The sequence below is a fragment of the Microcoleus sp. N3A4 genome (genome assembly GCF_036701805.1).
GTDB lineage: Bacteria > Cyanobacteriota > Cyanobacteriia > Cyanobacteriales > Microcoleaceae > Microcoleus.
Genome location: NZ_JAUBRJ010000006.1, coordinates 46352 through 68762 on the forward strand (window position 1 = coordinate 46352; position 22411 = coordinate 68762).

The following is a 22411-nucleotide window of genomic DNA, read 5'->3' on the forward strand; positions in this document are numbered from 1 at the left end:
GATCAGTCTGTGCAGTCAATCTAAAATCTAAAATCTAAAATCTAAAATCGACTTGACCGTAGAGGTCGTAGACATCTGCACCAGTAATTTTCACAGATACGATCGAACCCAGCCGCGCTTCTCCTGTCACATAGACGAGTCCATCTACTTCTGGGGAAAACCGAGCGGATCTACCAATCAACTCGCCTGTCTCTGGTTGTTCTTGTTCTATCAGGACATCAACTACCTGACCGACAGACTCTTGATTCTTCTTCAATGATATAGGTTGTTGTGCCGCCATTACCGAATTGCGCCGCATTTCCATTATTTCTGCAGGTATTTGCTGGGGCAAGCTGAAGGCTGGGGTTCCTTCTTCTGGCGAAAATACGAAAACTCCTACGTGATCGAATTCGTGGCGCTTGACAAATTCCAGCAAGTGTGCTGCGTGTTCGTCGGTTTCGCCGGGGAAGCCGACAATAAAAGTTGTCCGCATCACGGCGCCGGGAATTGCTGCTTTGAGCCGATCGACTATAGCATCATTAATCCCGGCTTGAAAAGGCCGATTCATCGCCCGCAGAATTTCCGGGTGCGAGTGTTGCAGGGGTAAATCCAAATACGGCAAAACATTGGGTGTTTCCCGGATGGCTGCGACAACTTGCGGAGTCAAACCTGTAGGATAGGCGTAGTGCATCCGAATCCAAGGCACATCTACTTCACCCAAAGCGCGAAGCAGTTCGGCGAGTTTCGGTTCGCCGTAAATATCTTTGCCGTAGTTGGTGGTAATTTGAGAAATTAAGATAATTTCCTTTACCCCTTCGGAGGCTAATTGCTTAGCTTCGGCGACAATAGATTCGATCGTCCGCGATCGTTGATTTCCGCGCAAGTGCGGGATAATGCAAAATGCACAGCGGTAGTCGCAGCCTTCTGCTATTCGCAGATAAGCGACACCTTCGGATGTCGTGCGGTAGCGAGGAGTAGTTTCGTCAGCGATGTAAGTAGGTTCACTAGAGACGAGGGAAACTCGATCGCCCTTTTCGACCTGCTGCATAACATCGACGATTTTATGATAGTCGCCAGTGCCGACAATTGCGACTGCTTCGGGCAATTCGTCCAGCAATTCTTGTTTAAAATGCTGTGCCATGCAGCCGGTGATGACTACTTTTTTATTAGCTTCTGCCAATTCTACCAAGGTGCGGACTGACTCTTCTCGCGCAGCTTGGATAAAACTGCAAGTATTGACTACGACATAATCGGCTAATTCTTCATTAGAATCGACTTGATAGCCCGCTTGAGCCAGCAAGCCAATCATGTGTTCGGTATCGATGCGATTTTTTTCGCAGCCGAGGTGAGTAAATGCGATCGTTGGCTTCGTTGCCATGCAGTAATAGTTAGTGTTGCGCTATTTTTGAGAACGTTTTATGATATCACACAATTTGACAACTTGCAATGTGTAGGTGGAAGCGATGAACAGCTTGTACTCCATTTGATATCCTTTTGATACCCGATCGCCCCAGTCGTTCTAGCTCGGCTCGGTTGCAGGCAAACCAGCAAGAAAAATCTGCTCGGCAGTCAACTTCAACTCTGGGAACGCCAGCGACTCAACAGTGTCATTTCCCCGAAACTGGCTGATTTGGTATTCCCCGTCAACCAACTGGTAAACCGAGATACTAGGTTGTTTCGGATTGCCAATGAAGCGTCTGCCGCCCAAAGCAGCATAATCCACAACCCAATATTCCGAGATACCCAATATTTCATAATCAGCCACCTTGACAAGGTAATCATCTTGCCAGTTCGTACTGACGACCTCTACAGCCAGTCGCACTGAAGAGTCCATCGTGATGACGGATTCTTTTTTCCAGCGCGACTCGTTTGCAAGTGCGGTTCTGTCTAGAACAATTACGTCTGGTTGGTAGCCTGATCCGTTACGGGAAAGTTTGAGCAAGCAGTCACCAGGGATTGAGTAAGGCAATTGCAGTCGCCTGATTTCAAAATTGATTTCACCGGAAAGAAAACCCGTAACTTCCGAATGGTCGCCCGTTCCTAAAGGCATTTCAACAATTACTCCATTGTGTAGTTCGTACTTGTGGACAGAGTTCTCTGGATACCAAGCAACGAACTCATCAAACGTGATTGTTTTCGATATGGTTTGGATCATGTTGCGGTTTCCTCTGTCTGGTGATTAGTATGCGAAAAGCTAGAATATGACACAAGGACTACTCCTAACAATGTCTGTAGTTCTTGACAAGTTTGACTGTAGCTGATATAATTTAGTCCTGAAAAAACAGCACTTAGTACAAAACGCAGATTTGTTAAAAAATTGGGGTTGTTTTATACCCCATTTAATATTCTGTTGATACTCGATCGCCCAGTCTTTCTAGCTCGGCTCGGTTGGAGGCAGACCGGCTCGAAAAATCACCTCGGCCGTCAACCTCAACTCTGGGAAAGCCAGCGACTCAACTGTGTCATCGCCCTTAAACTGTTTTACCTGATACTCGCCGTCAACCAACTGGCAAACCGATAGTGTGGGTTGTTTGGGAGTACCGATGAACTTGCGGCCGCCCAAACCGAGGTAGTCCGCAATCCAGTATTCGGGGATGCCCATTTCTTCGTAGTCGGCGAATTTGAGATGGTAATCGTCCCGCCAGTTGGTACTGACGACCTCTACAGCCAGTCGCACTGAAGAACCCATCGTGATGACGGATTCCCTATCCCAGCGCGGTTCTCTTGTGAGAGCTGCTTCGTCTAGGACAACTGCGTCTGGCAGGTAGCCCGCCTCGTTGCGGACGGGTTTGAGCAGGCAGTCGCCGGGGATGAAATAAGGTAAGGAGCGGCGGTCAATTTCGATTGATAGTTTTGAACGAATAAAACCTGTAACGCGGGAATGGCGGCCGATTCCTAAAGGCATTTCAACAATTACTCCATTGTGTAGTTCGTACTTATGAACAGAGTTCTCTGGATACCAAGCAACGAACTCATCAAACGTGATTGTTTTCGATATGGTTTGGATCATGTTGTGGTTTCCTCTGTCTGGTGATTAGTATGCGAAAAGCTCAAATATTACACAAGGACTGGCGGTAACGTTGCCTGTAATTCTTGACATAGGAAGTGAAGTTTGGTATAATCTCGCGTCCACAATATCAAAATACCGATCGCGCCGATCGACTGAATCAGAAATCAGTATCCAGGCGATCGACCGTTGTGAGCGATCGCCCTCAAGATATCAAATGGGTTCTATAATCTTGATTGTATCGTACTTTTAAATTAGGCTGGAAATACCAAAGATAAATCTAGAGACAATTCGGGAAAACCCGGAATTATCACAATGTCATTTGGTATAAATACTCGTAGCGATCGATAATTGAAATCACCTTTTCTTTTTTGATAAAATTCGCTGTGTATTTAACGAGGCAGAGCAAGAGCGATCTCGGTTCCCAAGCAGAGCCTGGGAACCAGTTAGAATGACATAATGAGATACATTAAGGTCGATCGCCCGACAGCACCTCAACAGCAGCAGACACAGGCAATTGATCGTAAGAATTTACGCCCAAAGCATTAACTTGACGCATCAAAGTGCTCATTTCCAAAGCATTCATCGCATAATTCCAGCCCAAATTGCTTTTAATTCCGGCCCTTTCCAAAGCTTGCTGCATCGTGTCAGTCGTCACCACCCCAAAAATCACCGGCACCCCACTTTGAAAAGCAGCCGCAGCAATTCCCTTAGAAACCTCACCAGCTACAAAATCGAAATGAGGAGTTTGACCCCGAATTACCGCACCCAGACAGATTACCGCATCGTAGCGGCGAGAAAGAGCAGCTTGACGAGCAATCAAAGGAATCTCAAAACATCCCGGAACCCAATAAAAATCAACTTGATTACCGTGAGGATTGATATCAACCCCGTGGCGTTTCAAACAATCTTGACATCCTTCCAAAAGTTTGTTGACAACCAAATCGTTAAAACGACCGATGACAATAGCAAACCGCAAGGATTCAGTTTGAGTAAAAGTTCCCTCGAAAACAGTCATAGTGTTCTATTTTAGATTTTAGATTTTAGATTTTTGTTTGTGAGAAGGCAAAAGTCAGAAAGTAGCAGCATCTCATCTGAATCTCAAGTGCAAAAACATACAGTGTCGCGCGGCCTAGAAAATTCCTAGCTTTTGCCGAATGCCGAATGCCTTTTAATCGCTGGTGAATGCTTTCATCCTTCTATCTTTTACCTTCTTTATTAGATAGGGTTGGGTGAAATTAAACTACTAAAAAGTTCAATACACCCACTGCAATAACCAGCAAAAACCAGAGACCAGATCCAGCATAAATCAGGGATTTAGACTGATTCCAGTTTTGGGGAGAGGCATAAGCAACTGGCACGCCAACGACCATCACAAAAGACAGCAGTACCAGACCCAGTAAAACCACTTGAAACAGAATTGATAACATCTTTTCTCCTTTCGATATAACCGTGTGTTGATCGGAAATAGTTTCCCAGAACCGAAAAAAATCTTCCAAATTCTAGTTTTTGACAGTTTCCCGATACTCGATCGAGAAATTGTCGGTTGATTGATACGAAAGAACCCGGGCAAATTCGGGCGTTGCGCGAACAGGCGTCAGCGGCTCTTAAGATTTTTATCAATTTTATCATTGTTCGCTACAGCACAGAAAACTGGAAAGGTTAACTTAAAGTCCGATCGACATATCCGATGTCAGAACCCGAGAAATTGCTACTCTGTGAGTTAGAGATGCGGGATGTTCGACTATGGACTTAGTTTTGTGCCACACAACAGCAGATTTTGACGCCTTGGGAGCGGCGGTGGGACTTTGCGTGCTGCGCCCCGGTAGCAGGATCGTACTGACTGGCGGGTCTCACCCGACGGTGCGGGATTTTTTGGCCCTACACCGCGACGAGTACCCGCTGATTGAACGCCGATCGGTCAATCCGCAACAAATTCGATCGATTACTATAGTTGATGCCTCCGGGCGCGATCGTTTGGGAAAAGCCGCCGAGTGGCTGGATTTGCCGCACCTCAAGGAAATAGCGGTTTTCGACCATCACCTACAGGCAGATTCAGACATCCCTGCAACTGTTACCCAAATCGAAGCAGTCGGGGCCACCACTACATTAATTGTCGAAAAGCTCAAAAAGCAAGCAGAAAACAGCGATACAGCATCCCGCCTTCTGCCTTCGGAAGCAACAGTCATGGCCCTCGGCATCCACGTCGATACAGGTTCCCTCACCTTTGAGGGCGCAACTGCGCGAGATGCAATAGCTTTGGCCTGGTTGATGGAACAAGGAGCGAGTTTGGGGGTAATCGCTGAATATGTAGAACCCGGTTTGTCTCCTCAATTGCAAGATTTGCTGAAAGAAGCGCTGAATAATTTGCGATCGGAAACTTTGCACGGTTACAGCGTAGCTTGGGTGCTGCTATCTACTGAATCCTACGTTCCCGGACTTTCTTCGCTGGCTTCTCGCTTGCTCGACTTAACTGAAACCGATGCTCTGCTTTTAGGTAATGTTTATAAATTTAGCGAAAACGAAAACAACCGCAACATCGCTCCAGAATCGCCAGTTTCCAATCGATTAACTATTATCGGTCGATCGCGCATCGAAGGCACAAACCTCAGCGAATTGTTCAAACCCTTCGGCGGCGGAGGCCACGCCCGCGCCGCTTCCCTCGCCACCCGCGATGTTGACCCCTTGCTGACTTTAAATCAGTTAGCTGACGAACTCAAAGCTCAAATTCCCCACCCTCCGACAGCGCGCGAATTAATGTCGTCTCCCGTGCGGAGTATTCGCCCGGAAACATCGGTGGGGGAAGCTCACCGTATCCTCCTACGTTACGGACATTCGGGGCTTTCTGTGGTCGATACGGGCGATCGGCTGGCTGGCATTATCTCGCGGCGCGACATTGACATTGCCCTGCACCACGGTTTCAGTCACGCCCCGGTGAAGGGTTACATGACTCCGCAGCTAAAAACGATCGCCCCAGATACCTTGCTGCCGGAAATTGAATCTTTAATGGTGACATACGATATCGGGCGCTTGCCAGTATTGGAAAACGGTCAACTGGTAGGAATTGTTACCCGGACTGATGTGTTGCGGGAATTGCACCAGCAAAAAGCGCGAGACAGGGGAAGCAATGCAAAATTTTCTGATTGTCCCGTGCCCGAATCGGTTGAGCAATTGTTGCGATCGCGCATCAGTCCCGAATTATGGCAATTATTGTCGATCGCAGCCAATCTTGCCCAAAATAGCGGCTGGCAACTTTATCTGGTGGGTGGAGCAGTCCGGGATTTACTCTTAGCGACCGATGATACACTGGCGCTAACTGATATTGATTTGGTTGTGGATGGAAAGTGCGGTTCCGACGATTCCGGTGCTGGTGTCGAGTTAGCTGCATCGCTGCAAAAACTATACCCGGGATCGCGTTTGGACGTTCACGGTCAATTTCAAACCGCCGCGCTTTTGTGGCACAAAGACTCTCCTTTCGGCTCCCTGTGGGTCGATATCGCGACTGCTCGTACTGAATTTTATCCTTATCCGGCTGCAAATCCTGAAGTTGAAGCGAGTTCGATTCGCCAAGATTTGTACCGCAGGGATTTTACAATTAATGCGCTGGCTGTGCGGTTGGGTGTTCCTCGCAGCGGCCAATTGTTAGATTTTTTTTGCGGTTTGCTGGACTTGGAAGCGAAGCAAATTCGAGTTTTGCACGCCAACAGTTTTATCGAAGATCCGACGCGAATTTATCGCGCTGTGCGGTTTGCGGTGCGGTTGGGATTTGAAATTGAGCCGCAGACGGAAGGATACATCCGCCACGCTTTGGCCAGCGGGATTTATTACCGAATTCAGGGGGAAAACGGCCGAGCTCCGGCTTTGGAAACTCGGCTCAAAAGCGAATTAAAATACATTTTGCAAGCTCCTTACTGGAAAGTTGCTTTGCAAATGCTGGGAGATTTGCAGGCTTTGCGCTGCATTCATCCTAGTTTGGAGTTGGATCGGGAGTTGTGGCGGCAATTGCGTTTGCTCGATCGGTGTTTGAATGGAAGGAAGAAGGAAGGCACGACACGGATTTTGACACGGATACACGGATTAATGATTGAGGGTGAGTCACGAGTCAGAGGGAAGAAGGAAGAGGGAATAGGGAAGAAGGAAGAAAAAGAAAAAGCAACTATTCTCAAGGCTCAATCCCCAATTCCCAATTCCCCATTCCCCATTATCAATATTCCCGATTGGCAGATGCGGCTGGAAGTTTTGATAGCTTATTTAGCACCGGAATATCGCGGCAAGGTGGCTGCAAATCTTCAGTTACCCGCTGACAGCATTAAGCGGCTGGAAGTTTTGGAAGCCGGAAAGAAGCAGTTAGCAGAGAATTTGCCTAAGTGCGAGTTGCCGAGTCAATTGGTGTTGCTGTTGAGGAATTATGAATTGCCGGTGTTAATTGCGATCGCCCTACAAAGTCCGCGAAGTGCGCGCCGCCAAATTTGGGAATATCTCACCAGGTGGGCGAATGTCGATCCGCCTTTAAATGGCAACGATTTGAAGGCTTTGGGTTATCAGCCGGGGCCTGGGTTTAAACGAATGTTGGATGATTTGTTGGCTGCGAAGTTGGATGGCGATTTGGGCGATCGGGCTGCTGCTATCTCTTTCTTAGCACAACGTTATCCTCAAACTTAGTAAGGTGCGTCAGCAGCGCGTTATTTTTTCTATAATTGATTAGCTAATTGCTGACACACTCTACTAAATTTTGATTTTTCAATCCCAAACAGGCTAACAAGCCGATCGCACTTTATTGATATTCCGAGAATTAAGGTGAAAAAACAGCGCCCTCCTGGTTTAATCGCAATTGTCCTTTACAAAGCTTTTGTCGCTTCCCTCTTGACAGTAACTTCAATCGCTTTGCTTTTTGCACTAAAAAATCATCAAGTCTTGGAGGATTTTTCGGATTCTTTATTCTTAGAAACCAAACTGAAGATTGTTGAATTTTTATTAGACAAAGTTCTAATGATCAAGCCTAAAACCTTACTATTTAGCGGAATGGCTGCCGGAGTTTATGCAGTTTTAACTGTTTTTGAAGCGGTGGGTTTATGGTATGAAAAAGGTTGGGCAACAATTTTAGTTTTAGTGCTAGTAGGCATCAGTATTCCGCCTGAAATCTATGAGTTAGTTGAGGGTTTTACGGTACTTAAGTTAGCGGTATTTATCGCAAATATAGCCGTATTATGGTATTTGCTGCACCATTTGCCGAAGCACGGTAAGGGAGCTTAAAGTTCCGATGATGCAGAAGAAACTCACTTGATTTAATAAAAGTGAGTATAGCCTTTCTCAAAAAGATGAGGTATGACTGACAGCTTACATAACCAACCAGACTAAGAGGGCTGAAGCCCAACAACGTACCTCATCTTTCTGAGAACCGCTATATATTCCATAATTATGCGCTTTACCATTTTATTTGTGATGCGTTTACCTGATAATTTTAAGTTTCAATAGGAAATATTCAACTTTTCGGCGCATTCTTGAGTGTATTCATCATGTTGTTCATTTTTAGCGATCGCACCCGCGCCAAAAATTGATTGTTTGACTTCTAACCGTACCGCAGTCACAATTATCTTTCTTCATTTCCCCAAGCTCACGATCGCCATGCGGCAATCTTGTTATTCATAAAATTGCTCGTAAGTCAACATCAAATCTAAATCTTTACAAAAATCGGTTAATTGTAAAGAGTTGCTAAAGCTAAGAGGGGTTATACCCCCCATGAGTTAGAGTCAGATCGTATAGATGCACCCTGATGGTTTTCCCGTTCCACAAGAGCGGGATTTTTATTGGAAAGCCGGAGCCTTAAGTTTCACAGTACCTACTACAGATAAAATGACGTGGGGATGCAAAGATTAAAGATATAGCAGAGCTAAAGCTCAAACTAGGGCGCAGATCGAACTTCACCCATAACTCTGCGAAATAACCCAAAGGCGGTAGCATAGTTTGGGAAACGGCATCAACTGAAGATGAACTTAGCGCCAGCAACAGTCCTGCAACAGGGCAAATACAAAATTAACGCGACTTTAGGCATAGGAGGGTTCGGGATCACTTACCGAGCTATCCACACCCATTTAAACCAAACCGTCGTACTAAAAACCCTCAACGAAAGTCTGCGCCAACACCCAGAATCAGCCCAATTTCAGCAGCAGTTTATTGCCGAAGCCCAACGCCTGTCGCGGTGTCAGCATTCCAACATCGTCAGAGTAATCGACTTTTTTGAAGAAGCCGGACAGTCTTTTATCGCAATGGACTACATTCCGGGCCAAACTCTCGCCCAAATAGTCGAAACCGATCGACCGCTGCCAGAAGCCCAGGCCCTGCACTACATTCGGCAAATAGCCTCAGCGGTAAGTACAGTTCACCACAGCGGATTGCTGCACGGAGACATCAAGCCAGAAAATATTATCCGGCGAACCGATTCTCATCTGGTAATGTTAATAGATTTCGGCATTGCCCGCGGCTTTACCGCCGGCACCAAACAAACCCACACTAACTTGCTCTCGCCCGGGTACGCGCCGATCGAACAATACCTCTATGACGGTAAATGTACACCGGCCACAGACATCTACGCGATCGCAGCCACCCTCTACTACTTACTCTCCGGCGTGGCGCCCGTAGCAGCACCCTTGCGCGATCGCATTCCCCTGGCCGAGTTGCGGCAATTTCAGCCCAACCTCAGCCCGGGAATCGAGCGAGCCATCCTTCAGGGACTCGAAATCGACCCCCACAACCGCCCTCAGACAGTGGAAAATTGGCTCACCATGCTGCAAGAAACAGAGCGAGTACCAGCAAATAGAAAAGGCAAGCAAAGTTTGCAATTGCCCGCACCTCCCCCGCCGCAGTTGACTTTGCTGGCGTTTGTCGTAACGGCTGCAATTGCAGGCTGGATGGGTTTTGACCTGGCATGGCGCTACAACAGTACCAGTCTCAGCAGCAATCGGCCGAAAATTGAATCCTTCCCATCTCTCGAAGATTTGCTTAAATCCCGCGATTTGTCAGGGCCGATGTTCCGGCAGCCGTCTGTCGAAAGCAGCCCTCTCTACCCGATCGAACTCAACAAGCGCCCCAAACCCACCCCAGACAGCAGCAACATTCCCGAACCGAGCGATCCCTCAGAAACTAGCGCCGAACCTTCAGAGTCCCCAAGCCCGGAAACTCCCGCCCCAGAGCCCGAAGCGCAGCCTGAGCCATCCCCGACGCCCGAGCCCCAAGAGCAGCCTTCAGAGTCCCCCATCCCGGAGCCTCAAACCCAAATCGAGCCAGCACCCCAACCAGAACCCGCACCGGTACCGGAAGTTGCGCCCCTGCCACCAGAACCGCCCAGCTACTCCCCCCCCGCACCCGCCCCGCCTGCGCCTAAGAATGCTGAAACCTTGCCGCCGTCGGAATCCGCGCCACCAGCATTAGCGTCGCCGACCGACGAGCGATCGCCTGAACCTGCGATACCGAGCCAAAGCGGCAGCAATTCAGATAGTTCGATCGCACCTTACTCACCGCCCCCTGTGGCAGATACCGCTGTGCCTTTTCCTGAACCTGCGACAAATTAGTATTGTTTTTGTTGGTTAAAAGTGCGGACAAATACTTGGTTTTATGACTCAGCAAATATCCGCTCTGTAGCGGAGACAATAATGCCATTCCTCGCCAACAACGATCTCGCAAAACCTGCGATCGACTCGAAAAATCCCAACAGCCGCGACCGGAGTTTATCTACTATTTCCTATTCCCTCTGCAATCCAAATACCCGCCGATAAAATTGGCATAAATGTTTGATATTTGGATTTAATTTATGTTATAATATGTGCGCGACACTGAAACTGTGTGATGTCGCGCGCTACTTCTGCAAAACCTACGGAGGTGGAGAAAGTGCGTAGTGCGTAGGTTGGGCCCGTGGAACGAACCCTCCGTTTCACTCCGCCCAACATTTTCGCTACAATTTTCCTTAACTGAACCGTATTGATGCAAAACCTACTGAGGTGGAGAAAGAAGTTAGCAACACCGGATCTGAGAATCCGGTCGATGGTCGAGGTCTGGCCCGGGATGCGATCGGGATCGTTCGATCGCGCCCCCTGAAAAAAGTTGTTTGTTTTTGTGCAAGCTCCCGGCCGCGCATCATTTCCCCCAAACTTCCTTTCTTTGGGAGCAAGCACCATCGGGGACAAGCAAGTTATAATTTGTTGCGGAAGCGCACAGAGATTTTCATATGAGTAAACCCCCAGTTCATGCATTTTTTGTAGGCAGAGCACTTGCCGAAGCACTGTACGAGCAATTAGAAAGCGCAGCAACCAACGCTTTCTCTGAACTCGGTAAATTTGACGCAGAACAAAGAGAACGCCTGCGACAGTTCACCGATCGAGTTGTGGAACGGGCAAACAGAGCTGCGGATGAGGCGATGCAGACCAGAACTGGCACTGCAACAAGCACTATTCAAGACATCCATCCGGCAGAGTTGCAAGCAACTATTGACGAACTGCGCGCCGAAGTGGCCCTGGTGCGATCGGAATTGCAGCGCTACCGCAGCAGTTTGCCCTAGCGATCGATTCGACCAAAACTATTATTTACGACTACGCGAGCGCAAAGCAATGCGCTCCTGCGCTCCTACCTGCAATCAAAGCAACAACATAAAATAAGCAATTTGGGAACCCAAGTGTCTGCTCTCCTTGATGACTCTGTTAATCGCCAGCGCTCCAGAAAGCGCACTGGCGAAGCCGATGAGCCAAAAACTGCGGGTTTATCGTACAAAAGTAAAGCTTATCGCTGGAATCGCGAAAAATACTCCCGGCAGCGGCGCTTCTTCGACATTTGGGCCTTTGTCTTGCTTTGGCTGGCTTCGCTCTGGCTCGACAGCAAAAATTGGAGCTATTGGGGAGGCGTGAGTGAAGAAAAGAAAGTTGCCAGACGGCGCTTTCAAGCTATCTGGGTGCGAGAAACACTGTTGGATTTAGGCCCGACTTTCATTAAGGTAGGGCAGTTATTTTCCACCCGCGCCGATTTGTTCCCAGCAGAGTTTGTCGAGGAACTTTCTAAGCTGCAAGATAAAGTGCCTGCTTTCAGCTACCAGCAGTTAGAGGTAATTGTCGAGCAAGATTTGGGCAAGACAGTTGAGGAACTCTACCACAGCTTTGACCCGGTGCCCCTGGCTGCTGCCAGTCTGGGTCAGGTACACAAAGCTCAACTGCATTCGGGGCAGGAAGTGGTGGTCAAGGTGCAGCGGCCGGGACTGCGGAAGCTGTTCGAGATCGATTTGCAAATTCTTAAAGGAATTGCCCGCTACTTTCAAAACCATCCTAAGTGGGGCCGCGGCCGAGATTGGATGGGGATTTATGAGGAATGCTGTCGCATTCTGTGGCTGGAAATTGACTATATCCATGAGGGGCGCAATGCTGATACTTTTCGCCGCAATTTTAGCAACTGCGATTGGGTGCAGGTGCCGAGGGTTTATTGGCGGTACGCGGCTCCGCGAGTGCTGACTTTGGAATACCTGCCGGGGATTAAAATCAGCCACTACGAGGCTTTGGAAGCGGCCGGGATCGATCGCAAGTTAATCGCTCAGTTGGGGGCGAAAGCTTATTTGCAGCAGTTGCTCAACGACGGCTTTTTCCACGCTGACCCACACCCGGGCAATATCGCTGTTAGTGCTCAGGGCTCTCTGATTTTCTACGATTTCGGCATGATGGGTCAAATCCAGTCGAACGTGCGGGAAGGACTGATGGAGACGCTCTACGGCATTGCTTCCAAAGATGGACAGCGGATTATGGATTCTCTGATCGATTTGGGAGCTTTGGTGCCTACGGGCGATATGAGTCCGGTGCGCCGCAGCATCCAGTATATGCTGGATAACTTCATGGACAAGCCTTTTGAAAATCAATCGGTGAGTGCCATCACTGACGACCTTTACGATATTGCCTACAACCAACCTTTTCGCTTCCCAGCTACCTTTACTTTTGTGATGCGGGCTTTTTCGACAATTGAAGGAGTCGGCCGCGGTTTAGACCCGCAGTTCAACTTTATGGAGGTGGCACAACCTTTTGCCATGCAGCTTATGAGTAATGGAAATGGACCTGATGCAACTAGCAGTATTTTTAACGAACTCGGCCGTCAGGCAGCTCAGGTGAGTTCGACTGCTTTGAGTTTGCCCCGCCGGATTGAAGAGACTATTGACAAACTAGAGCAGGGAGATTTGCGGATTCGCGTCCGTTCTGCCGAAACAGAGCGCTTGCTCCGCCGCATGAGCAGCGCTCAAATGGGCACGAGTTATGCTTTGCTGATGAGTGCTTTTACTTTGTCGGCGACAATTTTGTTTGTCAGCAATCAAGTCTGGCCGGCTGTCGCTGTGGCAGTGCTGGCGGCGGGTGCAGGGTTGGCTCTGCTGCGTTTGTTCAAGCGGATCGATCGTTTAGACAGGATGTCATAATTGTGCAATTTGCGATTTGAAATTTCAGGTTTGAGATTTCTCGCCAGCCAAAATTTGACCTCGAATGTTAAGTTTTGGCTGGCTGACAACAGATTGCTAAAACTTACAGCACTTACGCGCTTTGACGCTACAAACCCAGTTGCTTCCTAAATTTCTAGACAGCGAAACCTCGGATTTTTTGTAGAAATCCAGTTTTTTTTTGAAGGTGCTGCTTAATTTACTGGATTTACCGAAATTTTAAGACGGGATTACCATCATACGATCTACAATATGAGGTCAAGGAAGTGCAATTTTTCCAAAACTCAAGATCGCGGGCGACATAAATTTCAAGTCCCCTTCGGGATTTAAGTTTTGGAAGAAAACATTGCATCACTTAAATCAAGCTTTTAAGTTCGATGAGTCCAATCACCCAATCTATGAAACGCTCTTTCGCAGGTAAGACAGACACAGGGCTAGTTCGTTCCGTAAATCAGGATTCGTACTATATAGACTCTGACGGGCGATTTTTCATAGTGGCCGACGGAATGGGAGGACACGCCGGAGGTCAAGAAGCCAGCCGGATTGCGACTCAGGCGATTCAATCTTATTTGCTCGAACATTGGGAAGAGCCTGAAGATTCTCCGGTGTTGTTGGAAAAGGCTTTGTTGATTGCCAATCAAGCAATTTTGACGGATCAGCTAGACCACCCCGAGCGTTCTGATATGGGGACTACGGCTGTGGTTCTGATGTTTAGGGATGAGGGCAGACCTTGGTGCGCTAATATCGGGGACTCTCGCTTGTACCGGCTGCACGGCTCTCGCTTGGAGCAGATTACTGAAGACCAGACTTGGGTGGCTCAGGCTGTAAAAAGAAAGGCCCTGACTCCAGACCAGGCTCGCAGTCATCCTTGGCGTCACGTTTTGTCCCAGTGTTTGGGTCGCGATGATGTGCGGGAAATAGATATTTTGCCGGTGGACGTGCAGCCTGGGGATCGCTTGCTGCTTTGCAGCGACGGTTTGACTGAGGAACTTTCCGATCCTTTGATTGCTTCGCCTCTGAAGTCGATTCGCGCCTGCGAGGGCGCTGCAACTGCTTTGATTGAAGCAGCTAAGGATAAAGGGGGACGTGATAATATTACTGTGGTGATCGTGACGATCGACCTCAAATAATATCCGATCGCCCGATCGCACCCGACCATCTAAAATCGAAAAATCGAAAAATTGAACAATCTAAAATCTAAAATCTAAAATCTAAAATAGAATGACCCGCGTTATCGGTTTGATCAGCGGCACGTCGGTGGATGGCATTGATGCTGCTTTGGTGGATGTGGTCGGTTCCCAAACAGACTTGAAAGTGCAATTGGTGGCCGGCAAGACTTTTCCTTATCCTGCTAATTTGCGATCGCAAATTCTCTCGGTTTGCAGCGGCTCAGCTTTGTCAATGGCTGAACTAGCCGAATTAGATGATGCCATCGCCCAAGAATTTGCCACGGCGGCCTTGACAATTCAAGCAGAATACGATAATAGAGCAGAATTAATCGGCTCTCACGGTCAAACCGTCTACCACCGACCTGCTGGGAAAGCCCAGAAAGACAGCGCCGGTGGGTTAATGGGGTACAGCTTGCAACTCGGGCGGGGCGCGCTAATTGCCCAATTGACAGGCATTACTACTGTGAGTAACTTTCGATCGGCAGACATTGCAGCAGGGGGTCAAGGAGCACCCTTAGTGTCAATAGTTGATGCCTGCCTGCTGGCGGAACCCAACCGCAGCCTCTGCATCCAAAATCTGGGCGGAATTGGCAATGTTACCTATCTTCCAGCGCCGGGAAAAGGGGAAAACAAGGACGAGTCGGAGATTTTCAGTCTTGGAGATGGCATATCGGGCTGGGATACAGGCCCGGCGAATTCCTTGTTAGATTTGGCAGTGCAGCACTTCTCAGGCGGCACTAAGACGATCGACGAAGGTGGAGCTTGGGCGGCACAGGGAACTCCATGTCAACCTTTAGTTGAGGATTGGCTCGCCGAGGAGTTCTTCCGCCAAGCACCGCCGAAATCTACGGGGCGAGAGTTATTTGGTGTAGACTATTTTGACCGGTGTTTGGTGGAGGCCCAAGGTTACAACCTCAGTCCTGCTGACGTGCTGGCTACTCTGACAGAACTGACGGTTGCCTCGATCGTTCACAGTTACCAAACTTTCTTACCGGCTATGCCCGATCTAGTTTTACTATGCGGGGGCGGCAGCCACAATCTCTACTTAAAACGCCGATTGCAATCTCAATTGCATCCAGTGCAAGTGTTGACTACTTCAGAGGCAGGCTTGAATGTAGATTTTAAAGAGGCGATCGCTTTCGCGGTTTTAGCGGCATGGCGGGTTCGGGGCATTACCGGCAATCTGCCTCAAGTTACTGGTGCCCGAGCACCGGTACTTTTAGGGGAAATTAACTCTTGTTGGCACAGTTGGGCGTGATAGCATAGAGTCTGAGGGACAACGGCTGTGCGTTGTTGCACCAGCATTGTAGCCAGCAGGAAAAGCATAGGAACAGCACTGTGGCTCACACGTTTTTAATGGAATCTGGCCAATGGACGCTCGAAGGAAGTTGGATTGAGCGCAATGGCGTGCCAATTACGGTTAAAGGCAAAACTTTAGTGAGCTGGAACCGAACAGATTGGTTCAGTATGGTGACGAAGCTCGTGTTTCCTGGAGGCGATCGCGAAGAGATTATTTTGCAGTACCGAGGACACCTCAACAGCGATGAACGGCAGTATACTTTTGTGCTCCAACACAGCGAACTCGGTCGGGTCGAGGGCGAAGGTTGGATTGCTCCCCAGTCGATCGTCCAGCGTTACTGGGTATTGGGAGACGAACGCCAGCGGCGGACGGGTTTTGATACCCTTCACCGCGTTGATGACAATCGCTACTATCAATCTAGCGGCATCATGTCTGGTCATTACTTGACGAGTACGATGGAGGCGACTCTGGAACGTCAGCCGGAATAACTCTTTCTAGAGTCCACAGTTGCGAGTTAGAGGGTTTGAGGTGAAAATTGAAGGTTTTGCTAGTCGTTTGCTAGTCGGAGGTCGCGCTCAGATGTCCGACTAGCGCCGTTGTCAAACCTCATCCGCTGCAACTAAAAACAAATATTTTTAATTGGTTAAAATTTTTAATTGGTTAAAATTTTAACACTTATTATAATTAATAATTATCAAATTTTCGAGTCGAGGTCGGATAAATTATTTTGGCGATCTTATGTTGTGTCGATCGACAGATTGCTCGTATCGACTCCCCAAATTGAGTGGAATCAAGAAAGAAATTGTCAAATTTTCCTTAAGTTCTGTACAGATGCCTTTTACCTTCTGCCTTCGAGTGACGCCCCATCACCCCCAACTCCTTTCCGCATGAGGGAAGAGAGTAAGAGACGGAGGTCGCCGACTGCGACTCTCAGCTACTCAACGCCTGGGTTAGGTTCTAAACCCCAGTGGTGTTTGAGAAAATGACGGTACATGGTTTCCCGCAACATCATTTGCTCGTAGAGCTTTACCAAAAACTCTTGAGCTTGTTCGCGGCTCATGTCACTTACCTGTGTTTTGAAGGAACACAGGCTAAATTGCTGCTCCAAAGACAATTCTGCTGGTTGGCTCATGACTTTGACTCCTCTGTAAGTAAAGGTGACTTGAAAGTAAAAACCTGGATTAACCCGATTTGTAACTTGTTTCAGCGATCGACCCTTGGTTTCGGGATGCCCGATGGCCCATCTCGCTTTAGTCTATATTACAAAAGGTAACAATAATTTGACAAAATAGCCATATGTCCCAGGAAATAACTTACGGATCAAGATGGCGAGATGTCTGCAAAAGTTCCTTCCCCAGACATATACAACTGTATCTACTTGTCAAGAGACAAAAGGCTCAGTACGAACCAAAATAATTGAAGCGCTTTATACCAAATCGGGCGGAGCTTCTCTCCGCGAGGGGGAGATGAGGAGAGGGGGAGAGGGGGAGAGGGGGAGATGAGGAGATTGGGAAAATCTCTAAGTAACTACACAAAATTAATTACATAAAGACTCCTTGCTAGGTAAGGCTTTCACGCGAAATATTGTGTAATTAATTTTGCACGACTACTTATATTCTCTGTTCTCCCTTCTTCCTTCTCCCTTCTTCCGACGGACATCCGTTACACAATCCGTTACACAATCCGTTACACAATCCGTTGCCGAACCTTCTTCCTTCTAACTAATTCGAGGGCCTGACATCCTGCGGTGGAGTGGCAGATCCGGGTCTGACATTGGGAGCAGCGGGTGCAGGCGAAACAGGAGGAATGCCCTGATTGGCACCAGAGTTACTAGGCTGCTGTGGAGCTGGGAGAGGAGATTGAAACTGATTGGGATTGAACTGCTGCTGCCCCGGAGCCGGGAGAGGAGATTGAAACTGATTGGGATTGAGCTGCTGCTGCCCCGGAGCAACAGGAGACGGCAGGAGTTGACCGGAATTGCCGATCGCAGGTGCCGCAGGAATGCCAGAATTGGGCAGCGAGGTATTGGGCAATGGGGAAGGAGCCGAACTAGGAAGAGTTGCCAGGGCAACTCGATCGCCCCCTACCTCTCTCAATTTGTCTAAAACCTCGACAACTTTGGCATATCTAGCATTTTGAGGAGCGTACAGCACCATCAACCCCGCAGGATTTGTGCTTTGGAAACTCTTTAAAACTCGATCGAGCTGTTGGTAATTAACAGGCAATTGATCGATATAAGTTTGCCCAAAATCGTCAATGCTGACAATCAGCATCTCTCGCATCTGCGTTTGTCCAGTCTTCGCTTTAGGCAAATCGACATTAATTGCTTGCTGGCGAGTCAGTTGCAAAGCGGCCAGCAGAAAAAACGTCAGAATGCAAAATATCACGTCAATTAAAGGCACCAGTTCAATCCGAGCCTCTTCACCAGGAGTATCTAGATTAATCTTCATCAGCGCTCCTTTGTTTTAATTATTAGAAGGTGAATCTTCAGCCGGATCGGAACCTTTCAATTTCGGCTCCCGGTTCCGTTCTCCCGCTTCTTGAGAATTGAGAGAACGCCTGTTCAAACCATCTGCACCAAAAGAAGAATTGCTGTATTCTGCACCGGGCGATCGACCCTTAGCATTAGCCGTCGGCCAGTATTGCCTGTAAAGCAATTCCAGTTCATTTCCAGCTTTGCGAAATATTTTTGCCTGATTGAACAAAAAAGCTTGAAATATCCGATAAAATGCCAAGCTAAAAATTGCTACTACCATCCCTGAAGCAGTAGTAGTCAGCGCTTCGCTAATCCCCAAAGTTACGCCAGTTGTTGCCGCCGTGCCAATGTCGCCCAGACGGATAGAACTGAGCGAGTTAATCAAGCCCAAAACTGTTCCCAGCAAGCCCAGCAAAGGCGCGAGAGCGATCGTAGCTTCTAAGATTTTGTCACCGCGGCGCATCGAAGCCAACTCTTCATCGGCTGCAGCTTCGAGCGCGAGTCGAAATAAATCTGGTTCGGGATTGTAGAGCCGCAGGGGTGCAGAAAGAAATCGCCCGATCGGCTGTCGGTTAGCTTGTCTGGCAATCTCGCTAGCCACCCCCCAATCGCTGCGAGCAGCATCAAGAATGCGGTTAACTATCTGCTTTTCTTTGCTCAGGAGGCTCGCCCAGAACCACAAGCGCTCGATAATTGTACTCAAAGATAAAATCGATAACACCAACAGGGGCCACATGGCGGGGCCGCCTTTTTGAAACACTTCTTGAATATTCACAGTATTTTTGCTCCTGCAGTACCCGCTAACTTTTGCTTGAGTTCTACTTTTTTTAACAAATCTAAGGCCATTTAATTTTAGCGATTAATGTACTCAGGACTTACGCACTCGCGACTAAAGAAACCGGGTTTTATGAACGGGCCCTCGGGGTGCAACACGTATTTTCGTCGTTCAAACCCGGTTTCTGGGTAAGCCTTGGTACTCTTTTCTAGTGCCTCGCGGGCGATGGGTGGCGACTTCCTCACAATTCCTCTAAGTCTTGACACATATCTTGGAGCGACTGGTGTTGAAGGCGGCGGGAAGAGCGGCGATATTTTTTAGTTTGCAGCTTCGGTTCGTACTGCTGCGTACCATCCGACTTGGTTTGCTGCTTCAAACTCGATTCGGCGCTGCTAGAGTTTTGCAGAGCTTGTTGGCGGACGATCGCCTCTTCCAGAAAATTCAAGTAATACTCGTAGCGCTCCCAACCGCCCCGCACGACACAATTAGGCTCGTCTCGGTGCGAACAGTCGCTAAACTGACAGCTACCCAAAGCCATCCTCTGGCGGGCTTCTGGGAAATATTCCGCTAACTCTGAGGGATCGCATTCGAGAGCCGGCTGATTAAAGCCCGGAGTATCGGCCAAAAGTCCGCCGCCGGGGAGTTCAAATAATTCTACATGGCGAGTCGTGTGGCGCCCGCGGCCGAGTTTGCCGGAAACAGCGCTGACTCGCAGATTCAGGGCCGGGATCAGTTGGTTGATCAAGCTGGACTTGCCAACCCCAGAAGGGCCACAAATTACCGTTATTTTTCCTTGCAAGTGGTCGAGAAGCAAGTTCGGCAACGGGCCATGTACGGGATTTAACGGATAGAGCGAATTTGCAACCCGGGGGTTATCTTCAGAAGTCTGAATAGAGCGAGGCATTTTATCCGATAAATGCTGGCAAGCCTGTTCCGGGGCAAAAACTTCATTTTGATCGTTATCAGTGGCTTCCTGGACGCCTGCGCCGCTGCGGACGCTAATAAACATTGGTTCGTAGCCCCAGCCTGAAAGCCGATCGCGCCACTGTTCCAACTCCTGGGGCGCGACCAAATCGCATTTGTTCAAGCACAAACTCACCTCTAAACCTGTAGATTCGGCCTTCACTAAAAACCGAGTTAATGATGCGGGGTCTAAGTCTGGTTCAGCGAGGGCAAAAACGAGGAGAATACGATCGGCATTAGCTACAGGCGGGCGGTTGAGTTCTGTTTGGCGCGGGAAGACTTCAGAAATTGCACCCCGGCGGTCAGTCCAGTCCGGTTCGTCTACCACCACGCGATCGCCCACCATCACCTGTTGGCCAATTTTTTTCAGTCGAGTGCGGCGAGTACACAGCAGACTCGGAGAATCAGCAAGGGGAGCATTTTTCCCGTCAATGGAGGCATCGGGATCTAACCTCACTTGGTAGAAGTTAGCCTGAACAGCAATTACAGTACCCACGATCGGGGACGAATTCAGGCTCATCCTGCTTCCTGGTGTTCTGGGCGCTGCACTTTCATCGCAAAAAATCCAGAATCCGGCTCATCCGCGACAAATTGCGTTTCGAGAATCTGGTAGCCTTCCATTTTCAGACTGTCGGGCACTTGTTCGATCGGCTCCCCAGCATCCAGCCACACCTCCAAAACTGCTCCCGGTGCCATTTGCTCCAAGCGCAGTTTAGTGCGGACAAAATTCAGAGGACACGGAGTACCCCGCAGATCGATTTTGGCATCTGGGGATTTGGGATTTTCAATTTTCGATGTTGAATTCATAATGCTTTTTGCAATCTCAAATCCTGAAAGCCTTAGTTTTTTAAACAAGTTGCCTGGAAACTGGAGAATCTAAAATTTTCTTTCCAATTAGACACAGACTATTATTATTTCTGAAAAAAGTGAGCGCAATTGCGCTCACTTTTTTGAGCGCTGCTGAAACCGAATGCCCAGGAAGCGTCCCACCTGAGATTTTTGTGAGCAATTGCACACAATTTTTTGACAGATACTAAAACAAATTGCCGGGGAATCCTCAAACAGGAAAATTTGACACCAATTGGTGTCAAAAATTGCTTATTTCTGAAACAAATTGCCCAGAAATCCTTCCAAGCCGCCTTTACCGGTACGATCGCCCTTCAGTTTAGCAAGCTGCATCAGCAACTCCCGCTCCTCAGCCGTCACCTTAGTCGGAATGTCAATAGACACCGTAATCAAATGATCCCCGCGACTGACTGGATTTCCCAACCGAGGCACCCCTTTTTTCTCCAGAGTCAGAACAGTATTCGCCTGAGTTCCCGTAGGAATCAACAATTCCGTCGGCCCGTCTACCGTTTCAACTTCCAACCGGCATCCCAAAATTGCTTGCAGGTAACTAATCTTAACTTCCGAGTTAACGTTAATGCCGTCCCGCTTAAATAGCGAGTCTTCATTCACAGCCAAGAAGACGTAAAGATCCCCGGGCGGCCCGCCCAGTTTCCCCGCATCCCCTTCATTGGAAACGCGCAAGCGAGTACCGTTGTCAACCCCAGCCGGAATTGTGATTTTCAGCTTTTTCATCACTTCTTTCTGGCCCCGGCCGCCGCAAGTTTCGCACTTATCCTCAATCACTTGCCCGGTGCCGTTGCAAGTGGGGCAAACTGAAACTTGAGTAAAGCTGCCGAAAGGGGTGCGGGTAGCCCGGCGGACTTGACCGCTGCCGGTGCAAGTCGAGCAGGTTTGGGGTCTGGTTCCCGGTTTGGCGCCGCTCCCGCTGCAAGTTTCGCAGGTTTCTAGGTGCTTGATGCGGAGTTCTTTTTCTCCACCAAACACTGCTTCGCGAAACTCCAGCCGCAAATCTAGCCGCAAGTCGTCTCCGCGCACCGGCCCGCTGCGTCTGCGACCTTGTTGTTGACCGCCCGCCCCGCCCTGAAAACCCTGAAAGAAGCTTTCAAAGATGTCGGCAAAGCTGTCGCCGAAGTCTTGGAACCCCGGAGCCCCTGCACCGGTCACGCCTGCTTCGCCGAAACGGTCGAAACGGGCGCGGGTTTCCGGTTCTGAGAGTACCTCGTAGGCGCGGTTGATTTCTTTAAACCGCTCCTCGGCACCGGGTTCTTTGTTGACATCTGGATGGTACTTGCGAGCTAGGCGGCGGTAAGCACGCTTAATTTCTTCTTTGTCTGCGCTGCGAGAAACGCCTAATATTTCATAGTAATCACCGGCCATAGAGCTGCTTGCCTGGAGGTAAATAACAAAAAGTGTACGAAAAAGAAACTGGCGACCTTTCCTGAA

The 22411-nt window shown here is 48.8% G+C and carries 22 protein-coding genes; 10 read left to right on the forward strand and 12 right to left on the reverse strand.

Annotation, left to right across the window (positions count from 1 at the left end):
- Positions 1–34 precede the first annotated feature (34 nt).
- The 3 genes from rimO to QUA56_RS05295 all read right to left on the reverse strand — a co-directional run bounded on the left by rimO (position 35) and on the right by QUA56_RS05295 (position 2989).
- Positions 35–1357, reverse strand: a complete 1323-nt coding sequence (rimO, locus tag QUA56_RS05285) for a 30S ribosomal protein S12 methylthiotransferase RimO (protein WP_333354191.1) — start codon at positions 1355–1357, stop codon at positions 35–37.
- A gap of 141 nt (positions 1358–1498) precedes the next feature.
- Positions 1499–2134, reverse strand: coding sequence for a Uma2 family endonuclease (locus QUA56_RS05290; RefSeq protein WP_333354194.1), 636 nt, complete (start codon positions 2132–2134; stop codon positions 1499–1501).
- 219 nt (positions 2135–2353) lie between these two features.
- Positions 2354–2989 (reverse strand): Uma2 family endonuclease, encoded by a 636-nt coding sequence (locus QUA56_RS05295; protein ID WP_333354197.1) that lies wholly within the window; start codon positions 2987–2989, stop codon positions 2354–2356.
- A gap of 95 nt (positions 2990–3084) precedes the next feature.
- Here QUA56_RS05295 and QUA56_RS05300 point away from each other — a divergent pair, with 95 nt between their 5' ends.
- Entirely contained in the window at positions 3085–3216 is a 132-nt protein-coding gene (locus QUA56_RS05300; protein WP_333354200.1) for a hypothetical protein, read from the forward strand.
- A gap of 239 nt (positions 3217–3455) precedes the next feature.
- On the opposite strand, the gene ribH is transcribed toward QUA56_RS05300, so the two are convergent.
- Together ribH and psbZ are read right to left on the reverse strand one after the other, a co-directional pair.
- Entirely contained in the window at positions 3456–4004 is a 549-nt protein-coding gene (ribH, locus tag QUA56_RS05305; protein WP_333354202.1) for a 6,7-dimethyl-8-ribityllumazine synthase, read from the reverse strand.
- 220 nt (positions 4005–4224) lie between these two features.
- Positions 4225–4416, reverse strand: a complete 192-nt coding sequence (psbZ, locus tag QUA56_RS05310) for a photosystem II reaction center protein PsbZ (RefSeq protein ID WP_015177377.1) — start codon at positions 4414–4416, stop codon at positions 4225–4227.
- A 316-nt stretch (positions 4417–4732) separates the two neighbouring features.
- Between psbZ and QUA56_RS05315 the strand changes: the two genes are divergently transcribed.
- The 4 genes from QUA56_RS05315 (at position 4733) to QUA56_RS05330 (ending at position 10758) form a co-directional block, all read left to right on the forward strand.
- Entirely contained in the window at positions 4733–7648 is a 2916-nt protein-coding gene (locus QUA56_RS05315; RefSeq protein WP_333354205.1) for a CBS domain-containing protein, read from the forward strand.
- Positions 7649–7783: 135 nt separating this feature from the next.
- Positions 7784–8239 carry a DUF2127 domain-containing protein gene (locus QUA56_RS05320; RefSeq protein WP_333354208.1) on the forward strand — a complete coding sequence of 152 codons (456 nt, stop codon included), beginning with the start codon at positions 7784–7786 and terminating at the stop codon, positions 8237–8239.
- A 734-nt stretch (positions 8240–8973) separates the two neighbouring features.
- Positions 8974–10554, forward strand: coding sequence for a protein kinase domain-containing protein (locus QUA56_RS05325; protein WP_333354210.1), 1581 nt, complete (start codon positions 8974–8976; stop codon positions 10552–10554).
- Positions 10555–10635: 81 nt separating this feature from the next.
- On the forward strand, positions 10636–10758 hold the full coding sequence (locus QUA56_RS05330; protein ID WP_333354213.1) for a hypothetical protein: 123 nt from the start codon (positions 10636–10638) through the stop codon (positions 10756–10758).
- 33 nt (positions 10759–10791) lie between these two features.
- Here the strand turns inward: QUA56_RS05330 and QUA56_RS05335 are convergent, their stop codons facing one another.
- Positions 10792–11157: a hypothetical protein gene (locus QUA56_RS05335; RefSeq protein WP_333354215.1), complete on the reverse strand. Its 366-nt coding sequence runs from the start codon at positions 11155–11157 to the stop codon at positions 10792–10794.
- 50 nt (positions 11158–11207) lie between these two features.
- Between QUA56_RS05335 and QUA56_RS05340 the strand changes: the two genes are divergently transcribed.
- The 5 genes from QUA56_RS05340 to QUA56_RS05360 all read left to right on the forward strand — a co-directional run bounded on the left by QUA56_RS05340 (position 11208) and on the right by QUA56_RS05360 (position 16393).
- Positions 11208–11537, forward strand: a complete 330-nt coding sequence (locus QUA56_RS05340) for a DUF6825 family protein (protein WP_333354218.1) — start codon at positions 11208–11210, stop codon at positions 11535–11537.
- 114 nt (positions 11538–11651) lie between these two features.
- Positions 11652–13418, forward strand: coding sequence for an AarF/ABC1/UbiB kinase family protein (locus QUA56_RS05345; RefSeq protein ID WP_333354220.1), 1767 nt, complete (start codon positions 11652–11654; stop codon positions 13416–13418).
- 416 nt (positions 13419–13834) lie between these two features.
- Positions 13835–14566 (forward strand): protein phosphatase 2C domain-containing protein, encoded by a 732-nt coding sequence (locus QUA56_RS05350; RefSeq protein WP_333354222.1) that lies wholly within the window; start codon positions 13835–13837, stop codon positions 14564–14566.
- 91 nt (positions 14567–14657) lie between these two features.
- The gene (locus tag QUA56_RS05355; RefSeq protein ID WP_333354225.1) at positions 14658–15863 is read left to right on the forward strand and encodes an anhydro-N-acetylmuramic acid kinase; all 1206 of its coding nucleotides are present in this window, start codon (positions 14658–14660) and stop codon (positions 15861–15863) included.
- 80 nt (positions 15864–15943) lie between these two features.
- A complete protein-coding gene (locus QUA56_RS05360; RefSeq protein WP_015176194.1) occupies positions 15944–16393 on the forward strand; it encodes a hypothetical protein in 450 nt (149 codons plus the stop codon).
- A 446-nt stretch (positions 16394–16839) separates the two neighbouring features.
- On the opposite strand, the gene QUA56_RS05365 is transcribed toward QUA56_RS05360, so the two are convergent.
- The 6 genes from QUA56_RS05365 to dnaJ form a co-directional block, all read right to left on the reverse strand.
- On the reverse strand, positions 16840–17037 hold the full coding sequence (locus tag QUA56_RS05365) for an NblA/ycf18 family protein (RefSeq protein ID WP_006635253.1): 198 nt from the start codon (positions 17035–17037) through the stop codon (positions 16840–16842).
- A gap of 589 nt (positions 17038–17626) precedes the next feature.
- Positions 17627–18355, reverse strand: a complete 729-nt coding sequence (locus QUA56_RS05370) for a biopolymer transporter ExbD (RefSeq protein ID WP_333354228.1) — start codon at positions 18353–18355, stop codon at positions 17627–17629.
- A gap of 15 nt (positions 18356–18370) precedes the next feature.
- Positions 18371–19156 (reverse strand): MotA/TolQ/ExbB proton channel family protein, encoded by a 786-nt coding sequence (locus tag QUA56_RS05375; RefSeq protein ID WP_333354231.1) that lies wholly within the window; start codon positions 19154–19156, stop codon positions 18371–18373.
- Between the two features lie 241 nt (positions 19157–19397).
- Positions 19398–20639 (reverse strand): ribosome small subunit-dependent GTPase A, encoded by a 1242-nt coding sequence (gene rsgA, locus QUA56_RS05380; protein ID WP_333354234.1) that lies wholly within the window; start codon positions 20637–20639, stop codon positions 19398–19400.
- Positions 20636–20926, reverse strand: coding sequence for a sulfurtransferase TusA family protein (locus QUA56_RS05385; protein ID WP_332981528.1), 291 nt, complete (start codon positions 20924–20926; stop codon positions 20636–20638). Before QUA56_RS05385 ends, rsgA begins: the two co-directional genes overlap by 4 nt.
- A 291-nt stretch (positions 20927–21217) precedes the next feature.
- Positions 21218–22345: a molecular chaperone DnaJ gene (gene dnaJ, locus QUA56_RS05390; protein WP_333354237.1), complete on the reverse strand. Its 1128-nt coding sequence runs from the start codon at positions 22343–22345 to the stop codon at positions 21218–21220.
- Between the last annotated feature and the right edge of the window lie 66 nt (positions 22346–22411).